This is a genomic window from Lacinutrix undariae, from assembly GCF_052934785.1.
In genome coordinates this window covers 2,221,948-2,245,215 of the sequence record NZ_CM128809.1, presented here as the reverse complement: position 1 = coordinate 2,245,215, position 23,268 = coordinate 2,221,948, and the positions used below count along the sequence as shown (strand labels likewise).

Annotated in this window: 21 protein-coding genes; 8 read left to right on the top strand and 13 right to left on the bottom strand. The window is 31.5% G+C overall.

Annotated features, from left to right (window positions below; genetic code table 11):
- Window positions 1-72: 72 nt before the first annotated feature.
- Window positions 73-453 (top strand): hypothetical protein, encoded by a 381-nt coding sequence (locus ACU4C5_RS09935; protein WP_446844056.1) that lies wholly within the window; start codon window positions 73-75, stop codon window positions 451-453.
- Between the two features lie 4 nt (window positions 454-457).
- Here the strand turns inward: ACU4C5_RS09935 and ACU4C5_RS09930 are convergent, their stop codons facing one another.
- The 4 genes from ACU4C5_RS09930 to ACU4C5_RS09915 all read right to left on the bottom strand — a co-directional run bounded on the left by ACU4C5_RS09930 (window position 458) and on the right by ACU4C5_RS09915 (window position 5,914).
- Entirely contained in the window at window positions 458-1,069 is a 612-nt protein-coding gene (locus ACU4C5_RS09930; RefSeq protein WP_446844055.1) for a DEAD/DEAH box helicase, read from the bottom strand.
- Between the two features lie 61 nt (window positions 1,070-1,130).
- On the bottom strand, window positions 1,131-1,670 hold the full coding sequence (locus ACU4C5_RS09925; RefSeq protein WP_446844054.1) for a sigma-70 family RNA polymerase sigma factor: 540 nt from the start codon (window positions 1,668-1,670) through the stop codon (window positions 1,131-1,133).
- Between the two features lie 264 nt (window positions 1,671-1,934).
- Window positions 1,935-2,408 (bottom strand): OsmC family protein, encoded by a 474-nt coding sequence (locus ACU4C5_RS09920; RefSeq protein ID WP_446844053.1) that lies wholly within the window; start codon window positions 2,406-2,408, stop codon window positions 1,935-1,937.
- Between the two features lie 92 nt (window positions 2,409-2,500).
- Window positions 2,501-5,914: a methylmalonyl-CoA mutase family protein gene (locus ACU4C5_RS09915; RefSeq protein ID WP_446844052.1), complete on the bottom strand. Its 3,414-nt coding sequence runs from the start codon at window positions 5,912-5,914 to the stop codon at window positions 2,501-2,503.
- Between the two features lie 252 nt (window positions 5,915-6,166).
- On the opposite strand from ACU4C5_RS09915, the gene ACU4C5_RS09910 reads away from it, so the two are divergent.
- Window positions 6,167-7,267 carry an OmpA family protein gene (locus ACU4C5_RS09910; protein WP_446844051.1) on the top strand — a complete coding sequence of 367 codons (1,101 nt, stop codon included), beginning with the start codon at window positions 6,167-6,169 and terminating at the stop codon, window positions 7,265-7,267.
- A gap of 38 nt (window positions 7,268-7,305) precedes the next feature.
- Here ACU4C5_RS09910 and ACU4C5_RS09905 read toward each other — a convergent pair whose 3' ends face one another.
- Window positions 7,306-8,424, bottom strand: coding sequence for a TlpA family protein disulfide reductase (locus tag ACU4C5_RS09905; RefSeq protein ID WP_446844050.1), 1,119 nt, complete (start codon window positions 8,422-8,424; stop codon window positions 7,306-7,308).
- Window positions 8,425-8,651: 227 nt separating this feature from the next.
- Between ACU4C5_RS09905 and ACU4C5_RS09900 the strand changes: the two genes are divergently transcribed.
- The 3 genes from ACU4C5_RS09900 (at window position 8,652) to ACU4C5_RS09890 (ending at window position 10,114) form a co-directional block, all read left to right on the top strand.
- A complete protein-coding gene (locus ACU4C5_RS09900) occupies window positions 8,652-9,359 on the top strand; it encodes a DUF4197 domain-containing protein (RefSeq protein ID WP_446844049.1) in 708 nt (235 codons plus the stop codon).
- A gap of 314 nt (window positions 9,360-9,673) precedes the next feature.
- Window positions 9,674-9,877 carry a Lacal_2735 family protein gene (locus tag ACU4C5_RS09895; protein ID WP_446844048.1) on the top strand — a complete coding sequence of 68 codons (204 nt, stop codon included), beginning with the start codon at window positions 9,674-9,676 and terminating at the stop codon, window positions 9,875-9,877.
- Window positions 9,878-9,952: 75 nt separating this feature from the next.
- On the top strand, window positions 9,953-10,114 hold the full coding sequence (locus ACU4C5_RS09890) for a hypothetical protein (protein ID WP_446844047.1): 162 nt from the start codon (window positions 9,953-9,955) through the stop codon (window positions 10,112-10,114).
- On the opposite strand, the gene ACU4C5_RS09885 is transcribed toward ACU4C5_RS09890, so the two are convergent.
- From ACU4C5_RS09885 to prfA, 3 genes are all read right to left on the bottom strand, one after another.
- Entirely contained in the window at window positions 10,098-10,877 is a 780-nt protein-coding gene (locus tag ACU4C5_RS09885) for an ABC transporter substrate-binding protein (protein ID WP_446844046.1), read from the bottom strand. The two genes, ACU4C5_RS09890 and ACU4C5_RS09885, sit on opposite strands and share 17 nt — an antisense overlap.
- Before the next feature lie 40 nt (window positions 10,878-10,917).
- Window positions 10,918-11,733: an orotidine-5'-phosphate decarboxylase gene (gene pyrF / locus ACU4C5_RS09880; protein ID WP_446844045.1), complete on the bottom strand. Its 816-nt coding sequence runs from the start codon at window positions 11,731-11,733 to the stop codon at window positions 10,918-10,920.
- A 101-nt stretch (window positions 11,734-11,834) separates the two neighbouring features.
- Window positions 11,835-12,911, bottom strand: a complete 1,077-nt coding sequence (gene prfA / locus ACU4C5_RS09875; RefSeq protein ID WP_446844044.1) for a peptide chain release factor 1 — start codon at window positions 12,909-12,911, stop codon at window positions 11,835-11,837.
- A 408-nt stretch (window positions 12,912-13,319) separates the two neighbouring features.
- Here prfA and ACU4C5_RS09870 point away from each other — a divergent pair, with 408 nt between their 5' ends.
- Complete coding sequence (locus tag ACU4C5_RS09870) at window positions 13,320-13,982, top strand: ATP-binding cassette domain-containing protein (protein ID WP_446844043.1); 663 nt, start codon at window positions 13,320-13,322, stop codon at window positions 13,980-13,982.
- Here ACU4C5_RS09870 and ACU4C5_RS09865 read toward each other — a convergent pair.
- The 5 genes from ACU4C5_RS09865 to ACU4C5_RS09845 form a co-directional block, all read right to left on the bottom strand.
- Window positions 13,979-14,482 carry a hypothetical protein gene (locus ACU4C5_RS09865; protein WP_446844042.1) on the bottom strand — a complete coding sequence of 168 codons (504 nt, stop codon included), beginning with the start codon at window positions 14,480-14,482 and terminating at the stop codon, window positions 13,979-13,981. The two genes, ACU4C5_RS09870 and ACU4C5_RS09865, sit on opposite strands and share 4 nt — an antisense overlap.
- A gap of 261 nt (window positions 14,483-14,743) precedes the next feature.
- Entirely contained in the window at window positions 14,744-15,703 is a 960-nt protein-coding gene (locus ACU4C5_RS09860; protein ID WP_446844041.1) for a DUF3078 domain-containing protein, read from the bottom strand.
- A 27-nt stretch (window positions 15,704-15,730) separates the two neighbouring features.
- A complete protein-coding gene (locus tag ACU4C5_RS09855) occupies window positions 15,731-16,909 on the bottom strand; it encodes an AIR synthase related protein (RefSeq protein WP_446844040.1) in 1,179 nt (392 codons plus the stop codon).
- 143 nt (window positions 16,910-17,052) lie between these two features.
- A complete protein-coding gene (locus ACU4C5_RS09850) occupies window positions 17,053-17,193 on the bottom strand; it encodes a hypothetical protein (protein WP_446844039.1) in 141 nt (46 codons plus the stop codon).
- Window positions 17,194-17,363: 170 nt separating this feature from the next.
- Window positions 17,364-19,550: a glutamine synthetase III family protein gene (locus tag ACU4C5_RS09845; protein WP_446844038.1), complete on the bottom strand. Its 2,187-nt coding sequence runs from the start codon at window positions 19,548-19,550 to the stop codon at window positions 17,364-17,366.
- A gap of 195 nt (window positions 19,551-19,745) precedes the next feature.
- On the opposite strand from ACU4C5_RS09845, the gene ACU4C5_RS09840 reads away from it, so the two are divergent.
- The gene (locus ACU4C5_RS09840) at window positions 19,746-20,765 is read left to right on the top strand and encodes a glutamine synthetase beta-grasp domain-containing protein (RefSeq protein ID WP_446844037.1); all 1,020 of its coding nucleotides are present in this window, start codon (window positions 19,746-19,748) and stop codon (window positions 20,763-20,765) included.
- Between the two features lie 362 nt (window positions 20,766-21,127).
- Complete coding sequence (locus ACU4C5_RS09835; protein ID WP_446844036.1) at window positions 21,128-22,909, top strand: T9SS type A sorting domain-containing protein; 1,782 nt, start codon at window positions 21,128-21,130, stop codon at window positions 22,907-22,909.
- Window positions 22,910-23,268: the final 359 nt, after the last annotated feature.

The window sequence follows — 23,268 nt, the reverse complement described above, 5'->3', positions numbered from 1 at the left end:
TTGCTTTAATATCGAAAGCTAAATATCATTTCTTGTCACTATTTTTGATATATAAAATTGTTACACTCTACTATGTCTCACCATTCAGAATTACCGATATACAAAAAGGCAATAGATATTATTACGCTTTCACGTAGTATTTCTACATATCTTAATCAAGATTTGTCATACTTACATAGTGACGGCTCTGAGGATCCTCATATTTATTTTTCTGGAGATATTGTACAGCAATCTTCTTCATTAGCACCAGAAATTATTCGTGCAGAATTGGAGCAATGTTCAGATAAAAAATACAAACACATTACATCGGTAAGAATACTTACTAATAGATTATATCGCAACTGTAAACGTTTAGAAAAATCTAACAGTAACGGAAAAGATTATATTCCGTTATTAAGACGCGAATTAAAAGCCTTTAAGCGCTTACAACACACGTGGTCTTTAACGTTATAAGAAATTAAGCTTTTACTATTTGAGAATTGTACATGTATGAATCTTGCAAACGTTCTATTTTAGGAAAAAACGTTTCTGCCATTATAACAAATTGACATTTAGCTAAACTTTCGGCAACACGAAGTACATCGTTATGATAATTATTACGAATTAAAAACTCTGCATCTTCTAGAGCCAAGATTTTTAACTCTCCCAAATGGACACTATTTAAAAAGTACAATTTATTTAAACGTTTAGGTGTGGCGATTAAGATATCTACACCGTAATAAATTTCTTCGCGTTGTTGATCTAGAGTTTTTTCGTCGTAAGCAGGGTAAACTCTTAAATCTGTATATTTAGTAAATTTCTCAAACTCTTCTTTCAAATCCAAACAGGCTTGTTTATCTTTTACAATAATTAAAGCTCTTGGAGAATCATCAACAGCTTCACCTTTTAATTTATGAATTATTGAAATAATTAGTGCCGATGTTTTTCCGCAACCTTTAGGTCCAATCCCATATACACTTGCACCTCCTTTTAATTTTGGTAAGATTTCTTTTTGAAAAGGTAATGAAGATTCAAAGTTTAATTCTTCTAAAGCTTCTTTTAATAAAGGGTTGAGTTTTTTAAAGGACATGTAAATAAGTTTGTTCGTTATAAAACGCATAAAAACGCTTTATTTTCAACAAAGATACATATTAATGACACATTTTACAGTCTGCTTTGTCTTTTACTTCTCCAACTAAAAAGCCTTCATCATTAACTGCAAAATCACAACACTCTACAAAGCCTTGTGCAATCATTTTTCGACCGCGTTGTATTTGCGATTTTACTGTTGGTAAAGCAATTTGTAATTGTTTGGCTATTTGAGCATGTTTTAAACCTTTAATATCGCTTAAAAACAAAGGTTCTCTATATTTTTCAGGCAAGCTTTTTATAATACCATGTAAACAGTCGGCTTCAGTATGTTCTAGTTTTTGTTCTTCAAAAATAAAATCTTCATCGGTAGTTTCATACACTATTTTTTTACTTCGGAAGTAATCTAAAATCGTATATCTAGCTATTGAGAATAACCAAGATTTAAGTTTATCATCATCTTTTAAAGTATTTAATTTGGTATGAACTTTTATAAAGGTTTCTTGCAATAAATCATCTGTAATAACGTCATCTTTTACCTTACTTAAAATAAAGTATTTAATATCATCTGCATGTAATTTCCAAATATCTTGAGTATCCATAACCATCTATTAAAAGCAACGCTAATCTTAGTATAAAGTTACTAAAACCAGCGTTATTATTACTTTTTTTAAGTATTGCTTAACAATTACAACTACTGCACGTACAGTTTTCACATGTACAGTTTTTGCAATTTCCTTTTGAACAACCTTCACAGTTGCAAGTACATTCTTTATTTTTCATGATAGTTAATTTTTAATGTTCATATAATAGACGATGCTTTCTTTAAAAAGATGCAAAAAAATAAAAGTATTTTTAAAATTAAATTATTTCACCACTATCGTCGCCTCATGAATTATAGGAAAATTGCAAGAATTAGCAATAAAACATAACATATTTGCTTTTTCATGTAGCGATAATGCTAATGCTTTTTGATGCGCATCTTTTATAATTACCACAGGTTTTAATCTTACCGTTTTAAAACGACCACTTCCTGTAGTTGTGACTTCCAAATCACCTTCAGAATGATCTGTATAACTTAACACCTCAATATTATGTTGTGCACAAACGTATAAGTAAGACATCATGTGGCAAGAGGTTAAGGCCGATAATAATAAATCTTCGGGATTATATAATGTATCATCTCCTCTAAACGTTTTTGCTGCCGAAACTGATAATGGTGTTACTTTATTAGCAATAACAACCTCATGATTTCTACTAAAGGTTCTTGGGTTTGAAGTACTTTCGCCTTCGTTAAGTGTCCAATTTACTGTAGCTTTAAAAGTATGATTTATAGACATATTTATTAGATATAAAAAAAGCGTTTCACATTGAAACGCTTTTTTATGTTATTTATTGAAATGTATTTATATGATGAAAATAGATATTCAGTTTACATATTTCTACGATACTGCCCTCCTACTTCAAATAAAGAAGCTGTTATTTCACCTAAACTACATACTTTACAAACATCCATTAAGGCTTCAAAAATATTCTCGTTATTAATGGCTTTCTTTTGTAAATCTTTTAGTAATGCTTCTGTATTATTTGATTTATGAAGATTTTCAAGAGTTTTAATCTGAAATTGTTTTTCTTCTTCTGTTGCTCTAATTACTTCTGCAGGAACAACTGTAGGAGACCCTTTACTACTTAAAAATGTATTCACACCAATAATTGGGAATTTTCCGTTGTGTTTCAACGTTTCGTAATATAAACTCTCTTCTTGAATTTTACTACGTTGATACATAGTTTCCATAGCTCCAAGAACTCCGCCTCTTTCTGTAATTCTATCAAATTCTAATAAAACAGCGTCTTCTACTAAATCGGTTAATTCTTCAATAATAAAAGAACCTTGAATAGGGTTTTCGTTTTTATTTAGCCCTAATTCTTTATTTATAATTAACTGAATTGCCATCGCACGACGTACTGACTCTTCCGTAGGTGTTGTAATAGCCTCATCATACGCATTTGTGTGTAATGAATTACAGTTATCATAAATAGCGTATAAAGCTTGAAGCGTTGTACGAATATCATTAAAGTCAATTTCCTGAGCATGTAAACTACGTCCAGAAGTTTGAATATGGTATTTAAGCATTTGTGCTCTTGCATTTGCTCCATATTTATACTTCATTGCTTTTGCCCAAATTTTTCGAGCAACACGACCAATTACAGCATATTCTGGGTCAATTCCGTTTGAGAAAAAGAACGATAGGTTTGGTCCAAATTTATTGATATCCATACCGCGACTTAAATAATATTCCACGTAAGTGAAACCATTAGATAACGTCAACGCTAACTGTGTAATTGGGTTAGCTCCTGCTTCTGCAATATGATATCCAGAAATTGATACTGAATAAAAGTTACGGACATTATTCTCGATAAAATATTCTTGTACATCTCCCATTAAACGTAATGCAAATTCTGTAGAGAAAATACACGTGTTTTGCGCTTGATCTTCTTTTAAAATATCTGCTTGTACCGTTCCTCTTACTTGAGCAATAGTATTCTTTTTAATTTCGGCATAAACATCTGCTGGTAAAACTTGGTCTCCGGTAACCCCTAAAAGCATTAAACCTAAACCATTGTTTCCTTCTGGTAAATCGCCATTATAAGAAGGACGTGTTTTACCTTTATAAATTTTAGCAATTTTTGTTTCTACCTCTTTCTCTAGTCCGTTTTCTTTAATGTAGAATTCACATTGTTGATCAATGGCAGCATTCATAAAGAATCCTAATAACATTGGTGCAGGACCATTAATAGTCATACTTACCGAAGTCATAACATTTGCTAAATCGAAACCAGAATATAGTTTTTTAGCATCATCTAAACAGCAGATTGAAACCCCTGCATTACCAATTTTCCCGTAAATATCTGGACGTAAATCTGGATCATTTCCGTAAAGTGTTACACTATCAAAAGCGGTAGATAAACGTTTTGCTGGTAATCCTGCACTTACATAGTGAAAACGTCTATTGGTACGTTCTGGTCCTCCTTCTCCTGCAAACATACGTGCTGGATCTTCTCCGGTACGTTTAAAAGGATATAATCCTGAAGTGTAAGGAAATTCTCCTGGTACATTTTCTTGTAATGACCAACGCAATAAATCTCCCCAAGCTTGATACTTTGGTAAGGCAATTCTTGGTATTTGCAAGTGTGATAATGACTCAGAATGTGTTTCTATTTTTATTTCCTTATCTCTAACTTTAAAGCTATAGATAGGATTTTTATACTTATTTACTTTTTCATCCCAACCTGTAATCACTTCCCAATTGTAAGGGTCTAAGTTTAGTTTTACACGATCAAATTCTGAAATAAGCAATCTTACAAAGTCTTTATTTTCTTCTGTTGAAATAACTGATTCTGATGCTATTCCAGCTTTATCTAACTCTGGAGTCGCTTCTAAAACAGACTCTAAAGTTTTAAAAATTCCGTATAATCTTTGAGCAACTTCAACTTGAGTGTTTGCGGTTTTATCATATGCACGATTATTTTCGGCAATTTCAGATAAGTAGCGTGTTCTTGAAGGTGGAATTACAAAAATCTTCTCACTCATTTCATCTGAAATATGGAAGGTAGATTTTAAAACAGAATCTGTTTTTTCTACCAGTTTATCCATAATCGCTTTATACAACGTATTCATTCCTGGATCATTAAACTGTGAAGCTATAGTTCCAAAAACAGGTAAATCTTCTTGTGCAATATCCCACAAGTTATTGTTACGCATATATTGTTTTTTAACATCACGAAGCGCATCTAGCGACCCGCGTTTGTCAAATTTATTGATGGCTACTAAATCGGCAAAATCTAGCATATCAATTTTTTCTAATTGTGTAGCAGCACCAAATTCTGGAGTCATAACGTATAAAGCTACGTCTGAATGTTCCATAATTTCAGTATCCGATTGTCCAATTCCTGAAGTTTCTAAAATAATTAAATCGTATTCAGCAGCTTTTAAAACTTGTACTGCTTCATTTACATATTTAGATAATGCTAAATTAGATTGACGTGTAGCCAAACTACGCATATACACTCTTGGAGAATTAATAGCATTCATACGAATACGATCTCCTAAAAGCGCGCCTCCTGTTTTACGTTTTGAAGGATCTACAGAAACTAAACCAATAGTTTTTTCTGGAAAATCGATTAAGAAACGTCTTACCAATTCATCTACCAAAGAAGATTTACCTGCTCCACCTGTTCCTGTAATTCCTAAAACTGGTGTTTTAGATGTTTTATTTTTAAGATGAATTTTATCTAAAGCATCTTTTGCTATTTCCGGGAAATTTTCTGCTGAAGAAATTACTCTTGCTATTGCTTTTGGATTTTTGGTAGGTAAAAGATCAACTTCATTAGTTAAAGTATCACCAATTGCAAAATCAGATTGTTCAACCAAATCGTTAATCATGCCTTGTAATCCCATGGCACGACCATCATCTGGAGAGTAAATACGAGCAATCCCGTAATCCATTAATTCTTTTATTTCCGAAGGTAAAATGACACCACCTCCGCCACCAAATATCTTGATGTGTGATGCACCTCTTTCTTTTAAAAGATCGTACATATATTTAAAATACTCGTTATGTCCACCTTGATATGATGTTAAACAAATAGCGCTAACATCTTCTTGAATGGCAGTATTTACAACTTCATCTACACTTCTATCATGTCCTAAATGAATCACTTCTACTCCTGTAGATTGGATAATACGACGCATTATGTTTATAGCTGCATCGTGACCATCAAATAAGGCTGCTGCAGTAACAATTCTAACTTTATGTTTGGGTTGGTATGGTGTTGCTTGTATCATTCTTAATATATAATCAGTTTTGAGGTTGCAATTTACGGAATATTCAAAAAAATACAGGATTTATCTGCAATATTATAACTTAAAATAAAATATAATTCATTTCTTAAAAGTCAAAAAAACAGAATACAATGAAATTTAAAAAACTAATTAACAGATAGTTAGTTTAATATGTGACTTTTTATTAACTTAAGTGTCTAAATACATGTAAGTTCATTCTGAAACTACATTTCATTAAACTATAACAAACTTATTATGAAACAAAAACTACTATTAGGCTTATTCCTTTTTACAGGTATAGGTTTTGCTCAAGCCCAAGGCTTACCAGAAAATCCTGAACCAGGTAAATGCTATGTAAAATGTATTACGAAAGATCAATTTAAAGAAGTAGAAGAAACACTTCAATCTTATCCAGCTTATTCTAAATTAAAAATTGTTCCTGCTGTATACAAAACAGTAGAAGATAATGTTTTAGTAAAAGAAGAAACTAAAAAATACGTTTACGTACCTGCTGTTTATGAAAACGTTGAAGTATCATACATTAAAAAAGAAGCTAGAACAGATTTAAGTATTGTACCTGCTAGTTTTGGTAAATCTTCAAAAACATTTGAGATGTATCCAAAAACATCAGGTTGGGAATATAAAATCCTTGACGATTGTCCATCTGTAAATAAAGAAGATTGCGTTGCAGCTTGTTTTGTTGAATATCCTGCACAGTTTAAAGATTATGCTTTTACAACTTTAGTTAAAGATGTAACAACAAATAATATACCTGTTCCTGAACAAACAACAACATACAGTAAGCGTGTTATAAAAACACCTGCTCGTATTGATGAAACAATAATTCCTGCGGAATATTCAACAATTAAACGTCAAGTAGTTGAAACTCCTGCTACAACGACATCTGAAACTATTCCTGCTAAATTTGAAACTGTAACTCGTACTGTTTTAGACAAAAAAGGAGGTATTACAACTTGGGAAGAAGTTGAATGTGAATTATTAAACCCTACAATTATTCCTATTTTTTACCAAACTGCTAGTGCGCGTTTAACTACAGATTCAAAAACAGTTATTGATAAAAAATTATACCCATTATTAAAAGATTCTAATGTTAGTATTGAAATCATGTCTCATACTGATGCTAGAGGAAATGATGCTTACAATATGTCTTTATCACAACAACGTGCTAACGCTGTTGTAAACTATTTAGTTGCTAAAGGGATTTCTAGAAGTCGCTTATCTGCAAAAGGATATGGAGAAACAAGATTAACTAACCGTTGTTCAAACGGAGTTGATTGTGCGGATTCTGAGCACCAAAAAAACAGACGTACTGAGTTTAGAATCTTAAATAACTAAGATTTAAAACAAAATACTTATCACACAAAAAAGGCGCCTTATGGCGCCTTTTTTAATATTTGATATATTGGAAATGAAGTCTGTTTTATTTCCGATTTGACACCGTAATTATCAAACAAATTAGCCTGCATTAAATTATAAAATCTATAATGTACTATCCAATCATGAAGTTCATTATCCGTGAGCTCTTGCTTGCTTATTACAGGCATTTCTAAAACTAAACTTAATTGGTACATTACATCTTTTATAGATGCATTATCTGCTTGTATTTCTGAATCATTAATTAAATATTGTTCACTATCAGTTCCCCAATCTATTTGTTGAGTATTCCATAGTGTAGGAGTCTCAAAATCTAAAACTAACACTTTTCCTTCTCCTTGTCTATTTTCTACTTCTAAATCTAAACCGGTTAAAAAATTAGATTGAAAATTAATAGCCTTTTCTATATTTTTAGATACATATGCTGTATATACTTCATTTAAAGAAGTAGGCATAACAATTTGATTTTTATTCACTTTAAAATAATAAGAGATTACCTCTTGTAAACTGCCTGTAACTTGAGTATAACTTTCGTAATTAGAAATATCAAGTTCATTATTATTATCTGTACTAAGCTTAATAAATTCTATTTCTTTTGTAGGGATATAAGTTACTTCTTTTGGAGCTACTTCATTTTTAATCTCTCTAAAAAAACTATCTACTTTTACCGTTTTATCTGCTCTTTTTAAAAACCTATTTAAATCGGTTTGCTTAAAGTTAGCAGGATTTCCTTCCCATAATAATTCTCCTTTATAATTTAAAAGCACACCATGAGGTAGACTTCTCACCTTATATTTTGTAAAATTCTCATTATTATAATCTAATACAACAGCCAAATCAGTAGGGTACTTTTTTAAATACCGTTCTACTTTATCGCCATTTTCATTAGACATTGAGACGATATAAAAATTATCAGGATTTTGTTTCTGCATTACTCCTAAATATTCTTGTGCTGGTACACATGGAATACACCATGTAGCCCAAAAATCTATAAAATATAATGCCTGTTCTTGGTGGGTATTTGTTTTTGCGTTTTGAACAAACTCACCAACATTTACTTGACCACTCCCTAAAATTGGGAATAGTCCTAAAAAAAAACACAAGACAATCTTATTCAAACAAATTTTATTTATCATTATTTATCTATAAAATGATTTCACTTACTTTTATCAAGTATCATGCTAAAGTAGTCTTTCAAACAATTTATAGCTCATTAATAAATGTTAAAAATTGTGTTTATCAATACTATACCAGTTTTTTAACTAAAAAAAACATTTTTACCATTTATTAGCTTTCTTATTAAACTTTTGGACTTATTTTTGGTCTAATAAAAAAAACATTAATAATGAAAAAAGTATACATCGTCTTATTCGCAATTTTTGGATTAACATCATGTGATGAATTACAGAACGTAGTCAACCAACTTCCACAAACTAATGGAGCACTTAGTAGTCTAGATATTAGTGCGGGTTTAAAAGAAGCTTTAGATCAAGGAATTGAAAAACAAGTAAGCAAACTAACCGAAGATGGTGGTTTTTACAATAATGGCTTAGTGAAAATTTTATTACCTGAAGAATTACAAAAAGTAGATAAAGCTTTACGCGACATAGGACTTAGTAAACTTGCAGATGAAGGATTAAAAGTACTTAACAGTGCTGCTGAAGATGCCGTAAGTGAAGCAACTCCTATTTTTGTAAATGCTGTAAAAGAAATGTCTTTTGATGATGCTAAAAACATTTTATTAGGAGAAGACAATGCTGCTACAACTTATTTAACAACTAAAACTCAAACTGAATTATACAGTAAATTTCAACCTGTAATTAACAACTCGTTTGCTAAAGTTGGTGCCGATAAAATTTGGGCTAACCTAATTACAAAATACAACGCTATTCCTTTTACAAGTGATGTAAATCCTGATTTAACAGATTATGTTACTGCTGAAGCTTTAAAAGGTGTATACACTATGATTGCTGTTGAAGAAAAAGACATTAGAACTAAAGTATCTTCTAGATCTACAGATGTATTGAAGAAAGTATTTGCTTTACAAGACTAATCACTTTTAACTTATAAAAAAAAGCCGAACGCATAATTGTGTTCGGCTTTTTTACGCTTATAACGCACTAACACTGTTTAACTTATTCATTATAATGTAATGGTTTACTAATATTCTCTTAACATGAAATCACCTGTATATCAATATCTTTGTAGTGTTAGTAAAAGAATACACTTCACTTAGACCACATTAGGAAAGTTAGTTTAAAAATCGATCTAGTTCTTAGATCGATTTTTTTTATATCGAAAAACAAAACTTTAACTTGCTGTTTTACAATATTTTAAATATATTTATTTACTAAAACCCTAGAACTAATGAAAAAACTGACAAAAATAAAAGCACATCAGTTAACACTTCAATTAAAATACAAGCAACTTATGGAGCAATCTTACAACTTAAGGCAAACAGATTCTGCAGAAAGTGATATCTCTGAGTATGCAGCAATTAAACTGCTACACAAACTAAACAAGCTTAAATTTTTAAGTAGAGATTATCCAAGCTCAAATGTTGTTTCTTAAATTTTACATAGTTTTAACTTTTGCAGACATCCAGAAACAATAATTAGCTCGTACATATAAGAAACCCTGAATATTATGAGCACACATTTTTGTAAAGTAGGAACTGTAAGACCAAACATCGAAAAAACATTTAGTTCAACACAGTTAGAACAAAATTTCTCAAACTTTAAAGACGAAGTTTCAGCAGTAAAAAAATTGATTTTAAATATCAATCCGCGTTTTAATGCAGCATTTTAAAATAATTAAACGCTAATAATAAACGAGAACCGTACCATGAAAACATTTCGCCATCTACCAATTGTATTTGTGTGGTTTTAAATGTGGTTTGCAATGACTGAATATGCTTTTCTTTAAAAGGATAAGGTTCACTTGAAAGTAAAATAAGATCGGTATTTTGTAAAGCTTCATCCTCTAAACTCACTTCTGGGTAACGAGATAAATGCTTAAAAGAATTCTCAAAATTATTGAGTTGTAATAATTCGTGTATAAATGTATTTGAAGCAGCAACCATCCATGGAGTTTTCCAAATAAAATACGCCACTTTACGCTGTGGCTTATTAGCTATAAAAGTTAAGAAATCTGCTTTACTAGTTTCTATAGCTTTATAAATATGTAATGCTTTATCATTAACGTTAAATAACTCACCGTACATTTTAATAAGCTCTAAAGTGTCATTAATAGTATAAATATCGCTAATATGAACTGGCGCTATTTCTTGGCAAGTTTCAACAATTTCTTGCGTATTTTCTTCTTTATTACATAAAATAACATCAGGCTTTAACGCCTTAATAATGTCAACTTTAATTTGCTTTGTTCCCCCAACAAGTGCCACGTTTGTAGTGGTATCATGTGGGTGCACACAAAATTTAGTAACACCAACCAACGCGTCTTCTAAACCTAAATCACAAATTAATTCGGTTTGAGAAGGCACCAATGAAATAATACGTTTGGGAGTAGACTTAAACTCTAGTATTTTCCCTAGCTGATCGGTAACTATCATTGTTTAATTATTTTAATATAGAAACTCTAAAACGGTTTTTCTATTGTTTTAAAATAGTTTCCATTTGTGATTGAAGTGCTTTTGCGTTGTTTGCCGCAGCTTCAGCAAAGTCTTCTGCGGATGAAGCGTAAATAATTCCTCTTGAAGAATTAATTAACAATCCTACATTTTCTGACATACCAAACTTGCACACGTCTTGCAAATTTCCGCCTTGAGCGCCAACACCTGGAACTAGTAAGAAACTGGTAGGTACAATCTTTCTGATTTCAGTAAAATATTCTGCTTTAGTAGCACCTACAACATACATTAGGTTTTCTGAATTTTCCCAAGTTTTTGAAGTCTCTAAAACCTGTTTATACAACTCTTTTCCGTCAACTGTTTTGGTTTGAAAATCGAATGCACCTTTGTTAGATGTTAATGCCAACATAATGGTGTGCTTATTTTTGAAGGCTAAAAATGGCTCTACAGAATCTTTTCCCATATATGGTGCCACGGTAACGCTATCAAAAGCTAAATCTTCAAAAAAAGCTTTAGCATACATACTACTTGTGTTTCCAATATCACCACGTTTAGCATCGGCGATGGTGTAAATTTCGGGATAGTTTGTATTTAAATATTGAATGGTTTTTTCAAGTGCTTGCCAACCTTTAATTCCGTAAGCTTCGTAAAATGCGGTGTTAGGTTTGTAGGCCACACATAAGTGATGAGTAGCATCAATAATGGCTTTGTTAAACTCAAAAATAGGATCTTCTAATTCTAATAAATGCTTAGGTATTTTATTTAAATCAACATCCAATCCTATACATAGAAAGGAATTCTTTTTTAAAATTTGTTCAGTTAGTTGCTGTGTTGTCATGTTATAAATAGTTACTTCATTTATATGAATTAAAATTCTTTGGTGAAGATTGTTTAATTCTTAAAACTAAAAAAAGCCTCTAGAAGAGGCTCTTTTTATATTTAAATAATATCGGTATTAGCTTTCAGTTTCTCTGTGTTGTCTGCCAATTGTAGTTCGTCAATAATTTTTTGGATATCTCCATTTACAATATTACTTAAATCGTAAAGTGTTAAACCAATACGATGATCGGTTACACGACCTTGTGAATAATTGTAAGTTCTAATTTTCGCACTACGGTCACCCGAAGTTACCATTGTACCACGTAAAGCAGCATCTTCTTCATTTTTCTTAGCTAACTCCATATCGTATAAACGCGAACGTAATACTTTAAAGGCTTTCTCTTTATTTTTATGTTGAGATTTTTGATCTTGACATTGTGCAACTAATCCTGTTGGAACGTGAGTTAAACGTACTGCCGAATATGTTGTATTTACCGACTGACCCCCTGGACCTGAAGAACAGAAAAAATCTATACGTACATCTTTCGGGTTAATTTCAACATCAAATTCTTCGGCTTCTGGAAATACCATAACTGTTGCAGCACTGGTATGAACACGACCTTGAGTTTCTGTTTGTGGTACACGTTGCACGCGATGTACACCTGCTTCAAACTTTAATGTACCATACACATCGTCTCCAGAAACTTCAAATTGAATTTCTTTAAATCCTCCGTTGGTTCCTTCACTATAATCTACAGTATCTACTTTCCACCCTCTACCTTCACAGTATTTAGTGTACATTCTAAATAAATCTCCTGCAAAAATACTTGCTTCATCTCCACCTGTTCCTGCACGAAGTTCTACAACTGCGTTTTTAGAATCTTGAGGATCTTTTGGTATTAGTAATACTTTTATATCGTCTTCTAACTTAGGAATTCCAATTTTTGCATCTTCATATTGCATTTTGGCCATTTCAACCATTTCTGCGTCACTTCCGTCTGAAATTATTTCTTCAGCTTCTTTTAAATTCTCTGTAAGCTCTATGTATTCTTCACGCTTATCCATTAACAAGCGTAAATCTTTATACTCTCTGTTAAGTTGAACGTATCGTTTTTGGTCTGAAATAATATCGGGTTGGATAATTAAATCGCTAACCTCATCAAAACGTTGTTTTACTATTTGTAATTTATCTAACATCTGCCTTATTAAATTGAGCAACAAAAATACGATAATTTATGAATTGTTATAGACTTTAATAAGGACAAATGCAATTTGTCTTTCATAATAAAATAAAGAAAGGAAATGTTCGTTTTTATATATTATGCAACACTTTGGAGCCATATTGTTATTTTACAAACCATTTTACTTATGGTCTTTTGCAATTAATATTGCGATTACTACTGTGAACCCTCATGTTTTTCCGGCAATAATCACGAAGTTATTTCTAACAATATTTTTATGGTATTTTATAAATGAGACCCCTAATAAAAGAAAACTAATTTTTTATAAAAATTTAGGTATCTCACCGTTTAAGCTCTTCTTTTCACTTTATATTATTGATGTATTAATCACATTAGCTTTTTTATTATTAATACAAGAATTCATATGATTTTAGAGGTTGATAATATAGAGTTGTATTTTAAAGATAAATGTTTACTTAATGGGATTTACCTAAAAGCTGAAGCAGGAAAAGTTACAGGCATTTTAGGACATAACGGTTGTGGTAAAAGTTGTTTACTTCATATTATATTTGGTGATTTAAAATCAAAATACAAACTAATAAGAATTGATAATTATCCAATTATAAAACCTTTATACCAAACTAAACTTATTGGTTTACTCCCACAATACACGTGTGTCCCAAGTGCTATAAGACTTAAAACAGTATTTAAATTACTAAAGGTAAATTGGCAAGATTTTGTAGTTCTGTTTCCTGCATTTTCTATATATGAACATAAAAAAGCAAAGTATTTATCGGGTGGAGAACTTAGAGTATTAGAGGTGTTTCTTTTATTAAAAGGAGATCATAAAATAGTCTTATTAGATGAGCCATTTTCTACTGTGGCACCACTTTACATCGAAAAATTCAAGGCTTTAATTTCCGAAGAAAAACAACATAAAATTATTATTCTTACAGATCATTCTTACAAGAATGTTATAGATGTTTCAGATGAAATCTATCTTATTAAAAACGGATGCAGTAAACTTATAGGCAATGTAAAAGAATTAGAAGATTACAACTATTTAACTGCTGGAAAATTAAATTAATCTTCTATTTTTTGAGGATGAGTTTCAGGTTTTAGAACTTTAATAGTATGAATAATTAAATATGTTAACGCTAAAATATAAAATAAGCGTTCTGCATAAAATAGGCTATAAACTCTTAAATAATATGCCAACATTCCCACAATATCTGATAACACAAAAAAGGTGACTAACATTGAAAAAGACTTACTACCAAAGTTCCCTTTTAAAAAATATCTAAACGCTGCCATACCTAAACAGACAAGTACAAGTGCATAAAAATAAAATATATTATCTAAGAAAGACACGTCCATATAAGGGGTAACCATAGTGACTAAACAATAAATTAAATACCCATTAATAATAACTAAATAAAGATAGGTAAATACATCAACAGAACTTGTTTTAATGTTTTTTTGCTTCGGAAATATATAAATAAGTAATAAAAAAGCTGAAAGCAATTTTAATATGATTGTAAGCACCTCAAATAAAGCAATATCATAATAAGCGCTTGAAAACGTCATAAGTACATTGGTAATAAATATGAGTAATAAAGAACGGTTTTTATAACATTTGTAAAACAAAAAGGCCCCAAATAACACCAAAACTATAGTGCAATTTATGTATTCATAATACACTCTATCAAAGGTATTAGCCGAAATGCAACTCAAAACAAAAAGGAGTGCTGCAATACTAAAAAGCTTTTTTATTTCGGGCATAAAAACGGACTAAATATCTATTATTAAATAATATACAACATAATTTTACAGGAAGTGATTTTTATATTAAAAATCAACAACAACACCAACTCCTAGTAATTGTTTCCATTGTACTTTTGCTCCACGTTCATCAAATTCGTCTTCAATTTCTGTAGCAACATAAGTTTTCACATCATTATCATACTTTAAATGCGATCCTAAAGTGGCGCGCATGTAACTGTTTACTTTAAAATCAAAAACCACTTCCCAATCTACATCTAAATTCCCAAAACTGTTAAGGTAATCGGTATATAAACTTACTTGATTCACTACAGATACGTTTTCAAAAAGTGTTGTTTGATAAGAATTGGTTACTAATATCCCCATCTCTGTACGCACATGCTCCCCTTCTTTAATCATATTTCCATCAGCATCGTAAACTGCAGGTGTAACACCAAAAGATCCTAAATTTGCCAGATAATCATCTAATACAAAAGTAGATTTAAAGGTTAAAGGAGATAAATAGCATGAAAATGTTTCAATATTTTTCCCATACTCTGCTCCTCCTCCAAAATATAAATATCCTGGTGCCATAAATTGAGATATGGGCTGTTTTTTATCTGGATAATTATATCCGTTAGTTATCTGAGTTTTAAAATTAAAACCTCCTGAAAAAAACCAATTACTTAATGTATCTCTTCGATAACTCACTGCTGAAGACAACTCAAATAAATCTTCAGTTTTTCTTAAATCTTGTTCTTGTTGCCTGTTGATACCATAGCGGATATTAGCGGTGTTTTTCCATTTAAAATGATTCTGCTCATAATTTAAGATTGATGCAACCCCTAGTAAAGCAGTTATAGAATTACTACCTCCTGAATTCCAATTCACAAAAGCAACTTCACTTAAATCAAAACTCGCTTTATTTTCTTGTGTCCACTTTGGACCAGCAACCGTTTCTACTTTTGGTTTAAAATAAAGTGAATCTGGTTGAGCCACTACAAATTGTGCTACAATTAAAAACAAGACAAGGATTACATTTTTCATCATCAGCAAACTTAAATAAATTGGTTATTAATAGTTAAACGTCCCAAACTCACTTTCTATTGTAAGTTTTTTAACGGGAGAAGCCTCTACTCTACCAACTATTTGAGCATCAACATTAAATGATTTTGAAATAGTTATAATATCTTCAGCAATCTCTGGAGACACATAAACTTCCATACGATGACCACAATTAAATACTTGATACATTTCTTTCCAATCTGTTTTTGATTGCTCTTGAATAAGCTTAAACAGCGGAGGTATTGGAAACATATTATCTTTTACAATATGTAAATTATCTATGAAATGAAGAATTTTGGTTTGTGCTCCACCACTACAGTGTACCATTCCATGCACTTCATTGCTTGTATATTTTGATAATATTTGTTTTATTATTGGCGCATAAGTTCTTGTTGGAGATAATACTAATTGACCTGCATCTATAGGAGAATCTTCAACAGCATCTGTAAGTTTTACATTACCAGAATACACTAAATCTTTAGGCACTTCTGCATCAAAACTTTCAGGGAATTTCTCAGCTAAGTAATTATGAAACACATCATGTCTTGCAGATGTTAATCCATTACTCCCCATCCCTCCGTTATATGATTTCTCGTAGGTTGCCTGTCCTGAAGATGACAATCCAACAATAACGTCACCTGCTTTTATATTTGCATTATCAATAACGTCGCTACGTTTCATTCTAGCTGTTACTGTAGAATCTACAATAATTGTGCGTACTAAATCTCCAACATCGGCAGTTTCTCCACCTGTTGAGTGAATAGTTACACCAAAGGTTTTTAATTCTTCAATAAGCTCTTCGGTACCGTTAATAATTGCAGAAAGCACATCCCCTGTAATACGATTTTTATTTCTTCCTATGGTTGAAGATAACATAATATTATCTGTTGCTCCTACACAAAGTAAGTCATCAATATTCATAATTAACGCATCTTGCGCAATGCCTTTCCATACAGAAACATCTCCTGTTTCTTTCCAATACATATAAGCTAATGCACTTTTAGTACCTGCGCCATCGGCATGCATTATTAAACAATAATCGTTATCATTAGTAAGGTAATCTGGTACGATTTTACAAAATGCTTTTGGAAATAACCCTTTGTCTATATTCTTAATTGCATTATGCACGTCTTCCTTAGAAGCCGACACCCCTCTTTGTGCGTATCTTTTACTTATATCTTGACTCATGAAATTGTTTTGAGCTACAAAAATAAGGATTGTAATTTATTTTTAATACTTATTTAGCGTCTTATTTTACACTTATTATGCATAAAAAAAGGCTAACAAATTATCTTTAATTTGTTAGCCTTAATAAACTGTTTGTGTTCTTTTTACGAATCTGCTTCAATTCTCATTTCAACTTTAGCAAGATTATCATGAGTCAACTTTTCACGAACATCATCGCCTTCATCTTGAGAAAACAGCAAGGTAGCAAACATTAAAGTCGCTACACTTAAAAGTAACTTCTTCATTTTAATAAATATTGATTAATAGCATTTCAAACATAACAAATAAACACTTGATAATGTGTGTTTTAAACTATTTTTCGTTTATTCGTGAAAAATTAACGTTGAAATGCTTTACTCAAAAAACAGAATACTTTTTAGTGTAACGAAACACCTACAAAAAGCATAAAAATCAACTACTTAGTAAATAATAATTCTCTGTATTTTGTTAATGGCCAAATTTCGTCATCTACTAATAATTCTAATTTATCACAATGGTATCTAATATCTCCAAAAATAGGTTTTACCTTATTACAATATGCAATTGCTTTTTCTTCAATATCTTTAATATTATTTGTCATTTTTCGTTCGGCAGTCATTTTGGTTACATTAGAGTTTATAGCTTCTAAGTGTCCTGAAATTTGCTCAATTAAGTTTAATTGTTCTTTAGCATATTTCTTAAAATCTTTTCCGTAAATTTCTTTTAATCCTTTTACGTTTTCAATTAAAATATTTTGGTAACGTACCGCAGTTGGCACCACATGATTTCTTGCAATATCTCCTAAAACTCGTCCTTCAATTTGAATATGCAATACATACTCTTCCATTTCAATTTCATAACGCGCCTCAGATTCTACTTTATTCATAACACCTAAATCTTCAAAAAGTTTAATTGCCTTTTTTGACACTTTAGCCTTTAAAGCTTCGGGTGTTGTTTTATTATTACTCAATCCACGTTTTTTAGCTTCCTTTTCCCAAGCATCACCATAACCATTTCCTTCAAATAGAATATTTTTTGAAGTTTTAATATATTCTCTTAACACATTAAATATAGCTTCATCTTTCTTTAAGCTTTTAGTTGCAATTAACGCATCTACTTCTGCCTTAAAATCGATAAGTTGTTTTGCTACTATAGAATTTAAAACTGTCATTGGGTTAGCACAATTTGCCGTTGATCCTACGGCTCTAAATTCAAATTTATTTCCTGTAAAGGCAAATGGAGAGGTACGATTTCTATCTGTATTATCTAATAGCACATCAGGAATTTTACCAACTACATTTAGTTTTAAGTCCGTTTTTTCTGCTGGAGATAATTTTCCGTCAGTTACATTTTCTAATTCATTCAATACACCTGTTAATTGTTCACCTATAAATACCGAAATTATTGCTGGTGGCGCTTCATTTGCTCCTAAACGATGATCATTACTTGCCGATGCTATAGCTGCTCTTAATAATTCTTCATTATCATTTACCGCTTTAATAGTGTTAATAAAAAAGGTTAAAAATTGAAGATTGCTCATTGGCGTTTTTCCTGGTCCTAATAAATTAACACCTGTATTGGTACTTAAACTCCAATTATTATGTTTACCTGAACCGTTTACTCCTGCAAAAGGTTTTTCGTGAAAAAGCACTTTAAAATCATGACGAGCAGCAATTTTATCCATCACATCCATTAATAATGAATTATGATCTACAGCTAAATTAGCTTCTTCATAAACTGGCGCTAATTCAAACTGATTTGGCGCGACCTCATTATGTCTGGTTTTAACAGGAATTCCCAACAACATACATTCAGTTTCTAAATCTTTCATGTACGCCATGGCACGATTTGGAATGGTTCCAAAGTAATGATCATCTAATTGCTGCCCTTTAGCCGAAGAATGTCCTAATAAAGTACGTCCTGTTAATAAAATATCTTGTCTAGAAGCTGCCAAAGCTCTATCTATTAAAAAATATTCTTGTTCCCATCCTAAAGAGGCATTTACTTTTTTTACATTTTTATCAAAATATTTACATACATCTACAGCTGCCGAATCGATAGCTTGTAATGCACGTAATAATGGTGTTTTATAATCTAGAGCTTCACCTGTATAAGCCACAAAAATAGTGGGTATACATAAAGTGGTGTCGTAAATAAATGCTGGAGATGTAGGATCCCAAGCAGTATAACCACGCGCTTCAAAAGTATTTCTAATTCCTCCGTTAGGAAAACTAGAGGCATCTGGTTCTTGTTGTACTAATTGTCCGCCTTCAAATTTTTCAATGGCACGTCCATTTCCTATAGGTTCAAAAAAAGCATCATGCTTTTCAGCAGTTGCGCCTGTTAATGGTTGAAACCAATGTGTATAATGTGTTGCTCCTTTAGAGATTGCCCATTCTTTCATTCCTGTTGAAACGTGATCTGCAACAGCCCTATCTATTTTCGAGCCGTTTTGTACTGCATCCATAACACTTGTGAAAGCTTCTTTAGTTAAAAACTGTCGCATTGTATCTTCATTAAAAACATGAGCGCCAAAAATGGCTGAGCGACGTTCGTTCTCTTCAATCACAACAGGTTTTCTATCTAAAGATGCTTTAATTGCATGAAATCGTAATATTGACATAATAGTAATTTAAAATTTATTGATTATGCAAAATTAGCTATTTTTATACACTAAAAACAATTAACCCATAAAATTTAAGGGGTATAAGCTGCTTTTTAATAATTTTAGAACAATTACCCTTGTTTTTTTTATGGTTGAATAAAAAAATAATATACTTTTGCAATCGTAATTAAATCAAATTTATCAAAGTTTATCATGAAAAAATCTAAATTAGAGTATATCTGGTTGGACGGTTACTACCCAACACAAAATATGAGAAGTAAAACTAAGGTTGAAAATGACTTTAGTGGAAAGTTAGAAGATTGCCCAATTTGGTCTTTTGATGGTTCTTCTACTAAACAAGCTTCAGGAGGTAATTCTGACTGTTTATTAAAACCTGTTGCCATTTATCCTGATCCAGCAAGAAGAGATGGTTATTTAGTCATGACTGAAGTTTTAAATGCAGATGGTACTCCTCACGTATCAAATGGAAGAGCAACTATTGATGATAATGATAATGATTTCTGGTTTGGTTTTGAGCAAGAGTATTTTATCATGGATACTAAAACTCAATTACCATTAGGGTTTCCAATTGGAGGGTATCCAGCACCTCAAGGTATGTATTACTGTTCTGTAGGAGGAAAAAACACACACGGTAGAGATATTGTTGAAAAACATGCAGATTTATGTATTGATGCTGGTTTAAATTTTGAAGGTATTAATCAAGAAGTAGCCTCAGGACAATGGGAATATCAATTGTTTGCACAAGGTGCTAAAAAAGCAGGTGATGAAATTTGGGTCTCAAGATATTTATTAGATAGATTAACTGAAAAATATGGTTTTTATATTGAATACCATCCAAAACCATTAGGGAAAGATATGGACTGGAATGGTTCTGGTATGCATGCTAACTTCTCTAATACTGTCTTAAGAACTTGCGGAAGTAAAGACACATATGAAAAAATTTGCGAAGCATTTAGACCTGTTGTAAAAGAACATATGGCAGTTTACGGTGAGTTTAACGACCAACGTTTAACTGGTGATCATGAAACAGCGTCAATTAATGATTTTTCTTATGGAATTTCAGATAGAGGTGCATCTATTCGTATCCCTATTATTACTGTAGAGAAAGGGTGGAAAGGCTGGCTAGAAGACAGAAGACCTGCTTCAAATGGTGATCCATACAAAATTGCTGGTAGAATTATTAAAACTGTAAAATCAGCTAACATTTCGTAAGCATTAATTATAAAATTATATTAATCGCCTTGAAATTATTTTCAAGGCGATTTTTTTTGCTTCATTTTTAATAAAAAATAGATTAACTTTTTAAAAATTACAAGATTTTTTAACAACAAAAAAGCACTAACACGCTCGTTTATTGACTTTTTAACAAGGTTCCTTTCGTCAAAAAATGTTAGTTAACGGTGAAAAATGCATCTCGTAAGAAAATACAACATTTCATCGAGTTTTAATGGTAGTCTTCGAGTTTTTTAGGCAGTCCTCAAATACATTCAGACCTTTATCTTCTCAATTAATTCACACACATAATGAAAAATTTTACTAAATTATTATTCCCTGTTCTTTGCTGTTGTTCAGTAATGATAACTAGCAAAGCAAATGCTTTTCAAAGCGATGAAAACCTCTGTAACGCTGTTGAAGTTATAACCGCAATACAAGGTTCACAAACTAGCGGTAACCCTATTTCTGCTGACCGATCGGACGTAAGTGCTGCTTTAAACACTCCAGACAAATCTAATGCTGCTGGTGGTTTTTATTCTCTTGGACTAGGAGGAACTATTACTCTTCAATTATCTGGTGCTATTTATGATGCTCCTGGAACAGATATTAAAATTTATGAAACTTCATTTTCTGGAGATACTTGTGGTGGTTCAGATGATGAAATGGCTTTAATTGAATTATCTCAATACGGAGATAACTGGGTTGAATATGGTACTGTTTGTCGTGATGGCGATATTGACCTACAAAACGTAGCACTTCCTTTTGTATCACAAATTAGAATTACAGATACTACTACAGGATCTGGTGATGGTTATGACCTTGATGGTATTGAAGCTTTATACGAATGTGAAGAAATCCCTACACAACTTTGCTATGCTGCCGAAGCATTTAACTATATCCCAGGATTAAAAAATAACGGACAAGAATTAACAAACCCAGAACGTACTAATACTCAAAAAGCTTTAGGTGCTCCACAAATGGATCAAACCATGAACTTTTTATCTTTAGGTTATGGTGGTGAAGTTACTATTGGTTTTGATGGTGTTGTTTTCAATAATGCTGGTCCAGATATTGAAGTTATTGAAACAACATTTGGACACTCAAGTTATGAAGACTATCCTGAATCGGCAGATATTTTTGTGTCTCAAAATGGTGTAGACTTTTACTATATAGGTGAAATACTCGCAAACGAAACAAACGATCTTGATATTAGTAACGCCCCAATTGCTTTAGATTATATTACACAAGTTAAAATTATTGACACCACTCCTGAAGGATCAATTTCTGATGATGGATTTGATTTAGACGGTGTAATTGCTTTAACAGGTTGTAATGAAGCTCCTGCTCCAGAAGAAGCGGGTTGTTACGCAACAGGATATTTAAACTACGTTGAAGGAACCAGAAAAAATGGTGGAGTAATTGACGCAATTAGAACTGAGACACCAGAAAACGTTCTTGGAACTCCAGAAGGAACAGATGATTATGTATTTACAACACTTGGTTACGGAGGTGAGATCACTTTAACTTTTGATGGCGCTGTAATGAACCAAGAAGGTGATGATTTACTATTTGTTGAAACAAGTTTTTACAACCCAACAGGTTGTGAAAACGACGGAGAATATGCAGACATTTATGTATCTGCAGATAATATATCTTACTACTTTGCTGGAACTATTTGTAAGACTAACAACAAAATAGATATCTCTGATGCTGCTAACTTTGAATACATATACTACGTAAAAGTGGTTAACAATGACGAACTTTCAATAACTTACGATGCTTATGATCTTGATGGTGTAGTTGTTTTATCTACTTGTGAAGGATTTGATATTAACACATACAGTGCACATAGCTCATTAAGTATTGGAGACGTAAACACTAATGATATAGGCTTAAAAACATACCCTAACCCAACAACAGGTGTTTCTTATATTGAGTTTACTGCTCAAACTTCTGGTCATGTATTAATTGAAGTATACGATATTAACGGTCGTAACATTGCTGAAGTTTTTAACAAAGAAGCTTTCTCTGGTCAACAATACAAAACAAACTTTAACGGTAGCAACTTAGCTCCTGGTTTATATTTATATAAAATCACTACAGGTAACAGTAGCATTACTAAAAAGTTTATCATCAAATAGAACGTTTTTAAACATTCTATTTATAACATAAAAAAGCCGTCTGTAAATTATTTCAGACGGCTTTCTTTTGTTTTATACATTCTTAGATTTCCTGTATTCTGTATTAAAAATATTTTACATCGAAGTAAATCTTACTCATGTGTGGTGATTTTTAATAGATATAAGACAACTTTACTCTTTAAAAATAACTTCTAATTAAAAACAGAATAAGAAAATCCTTTAAATCAAATATTGATTCTTAATTTAAAACATAACAGATGAGCTTTATTCAATCTAAAAAAGTGTGCAACATCCTATTAATTCTAAATTAAAAAAAACGCTTAAACAGGCTCTATTTATAAAACTATTCAACAACAAAA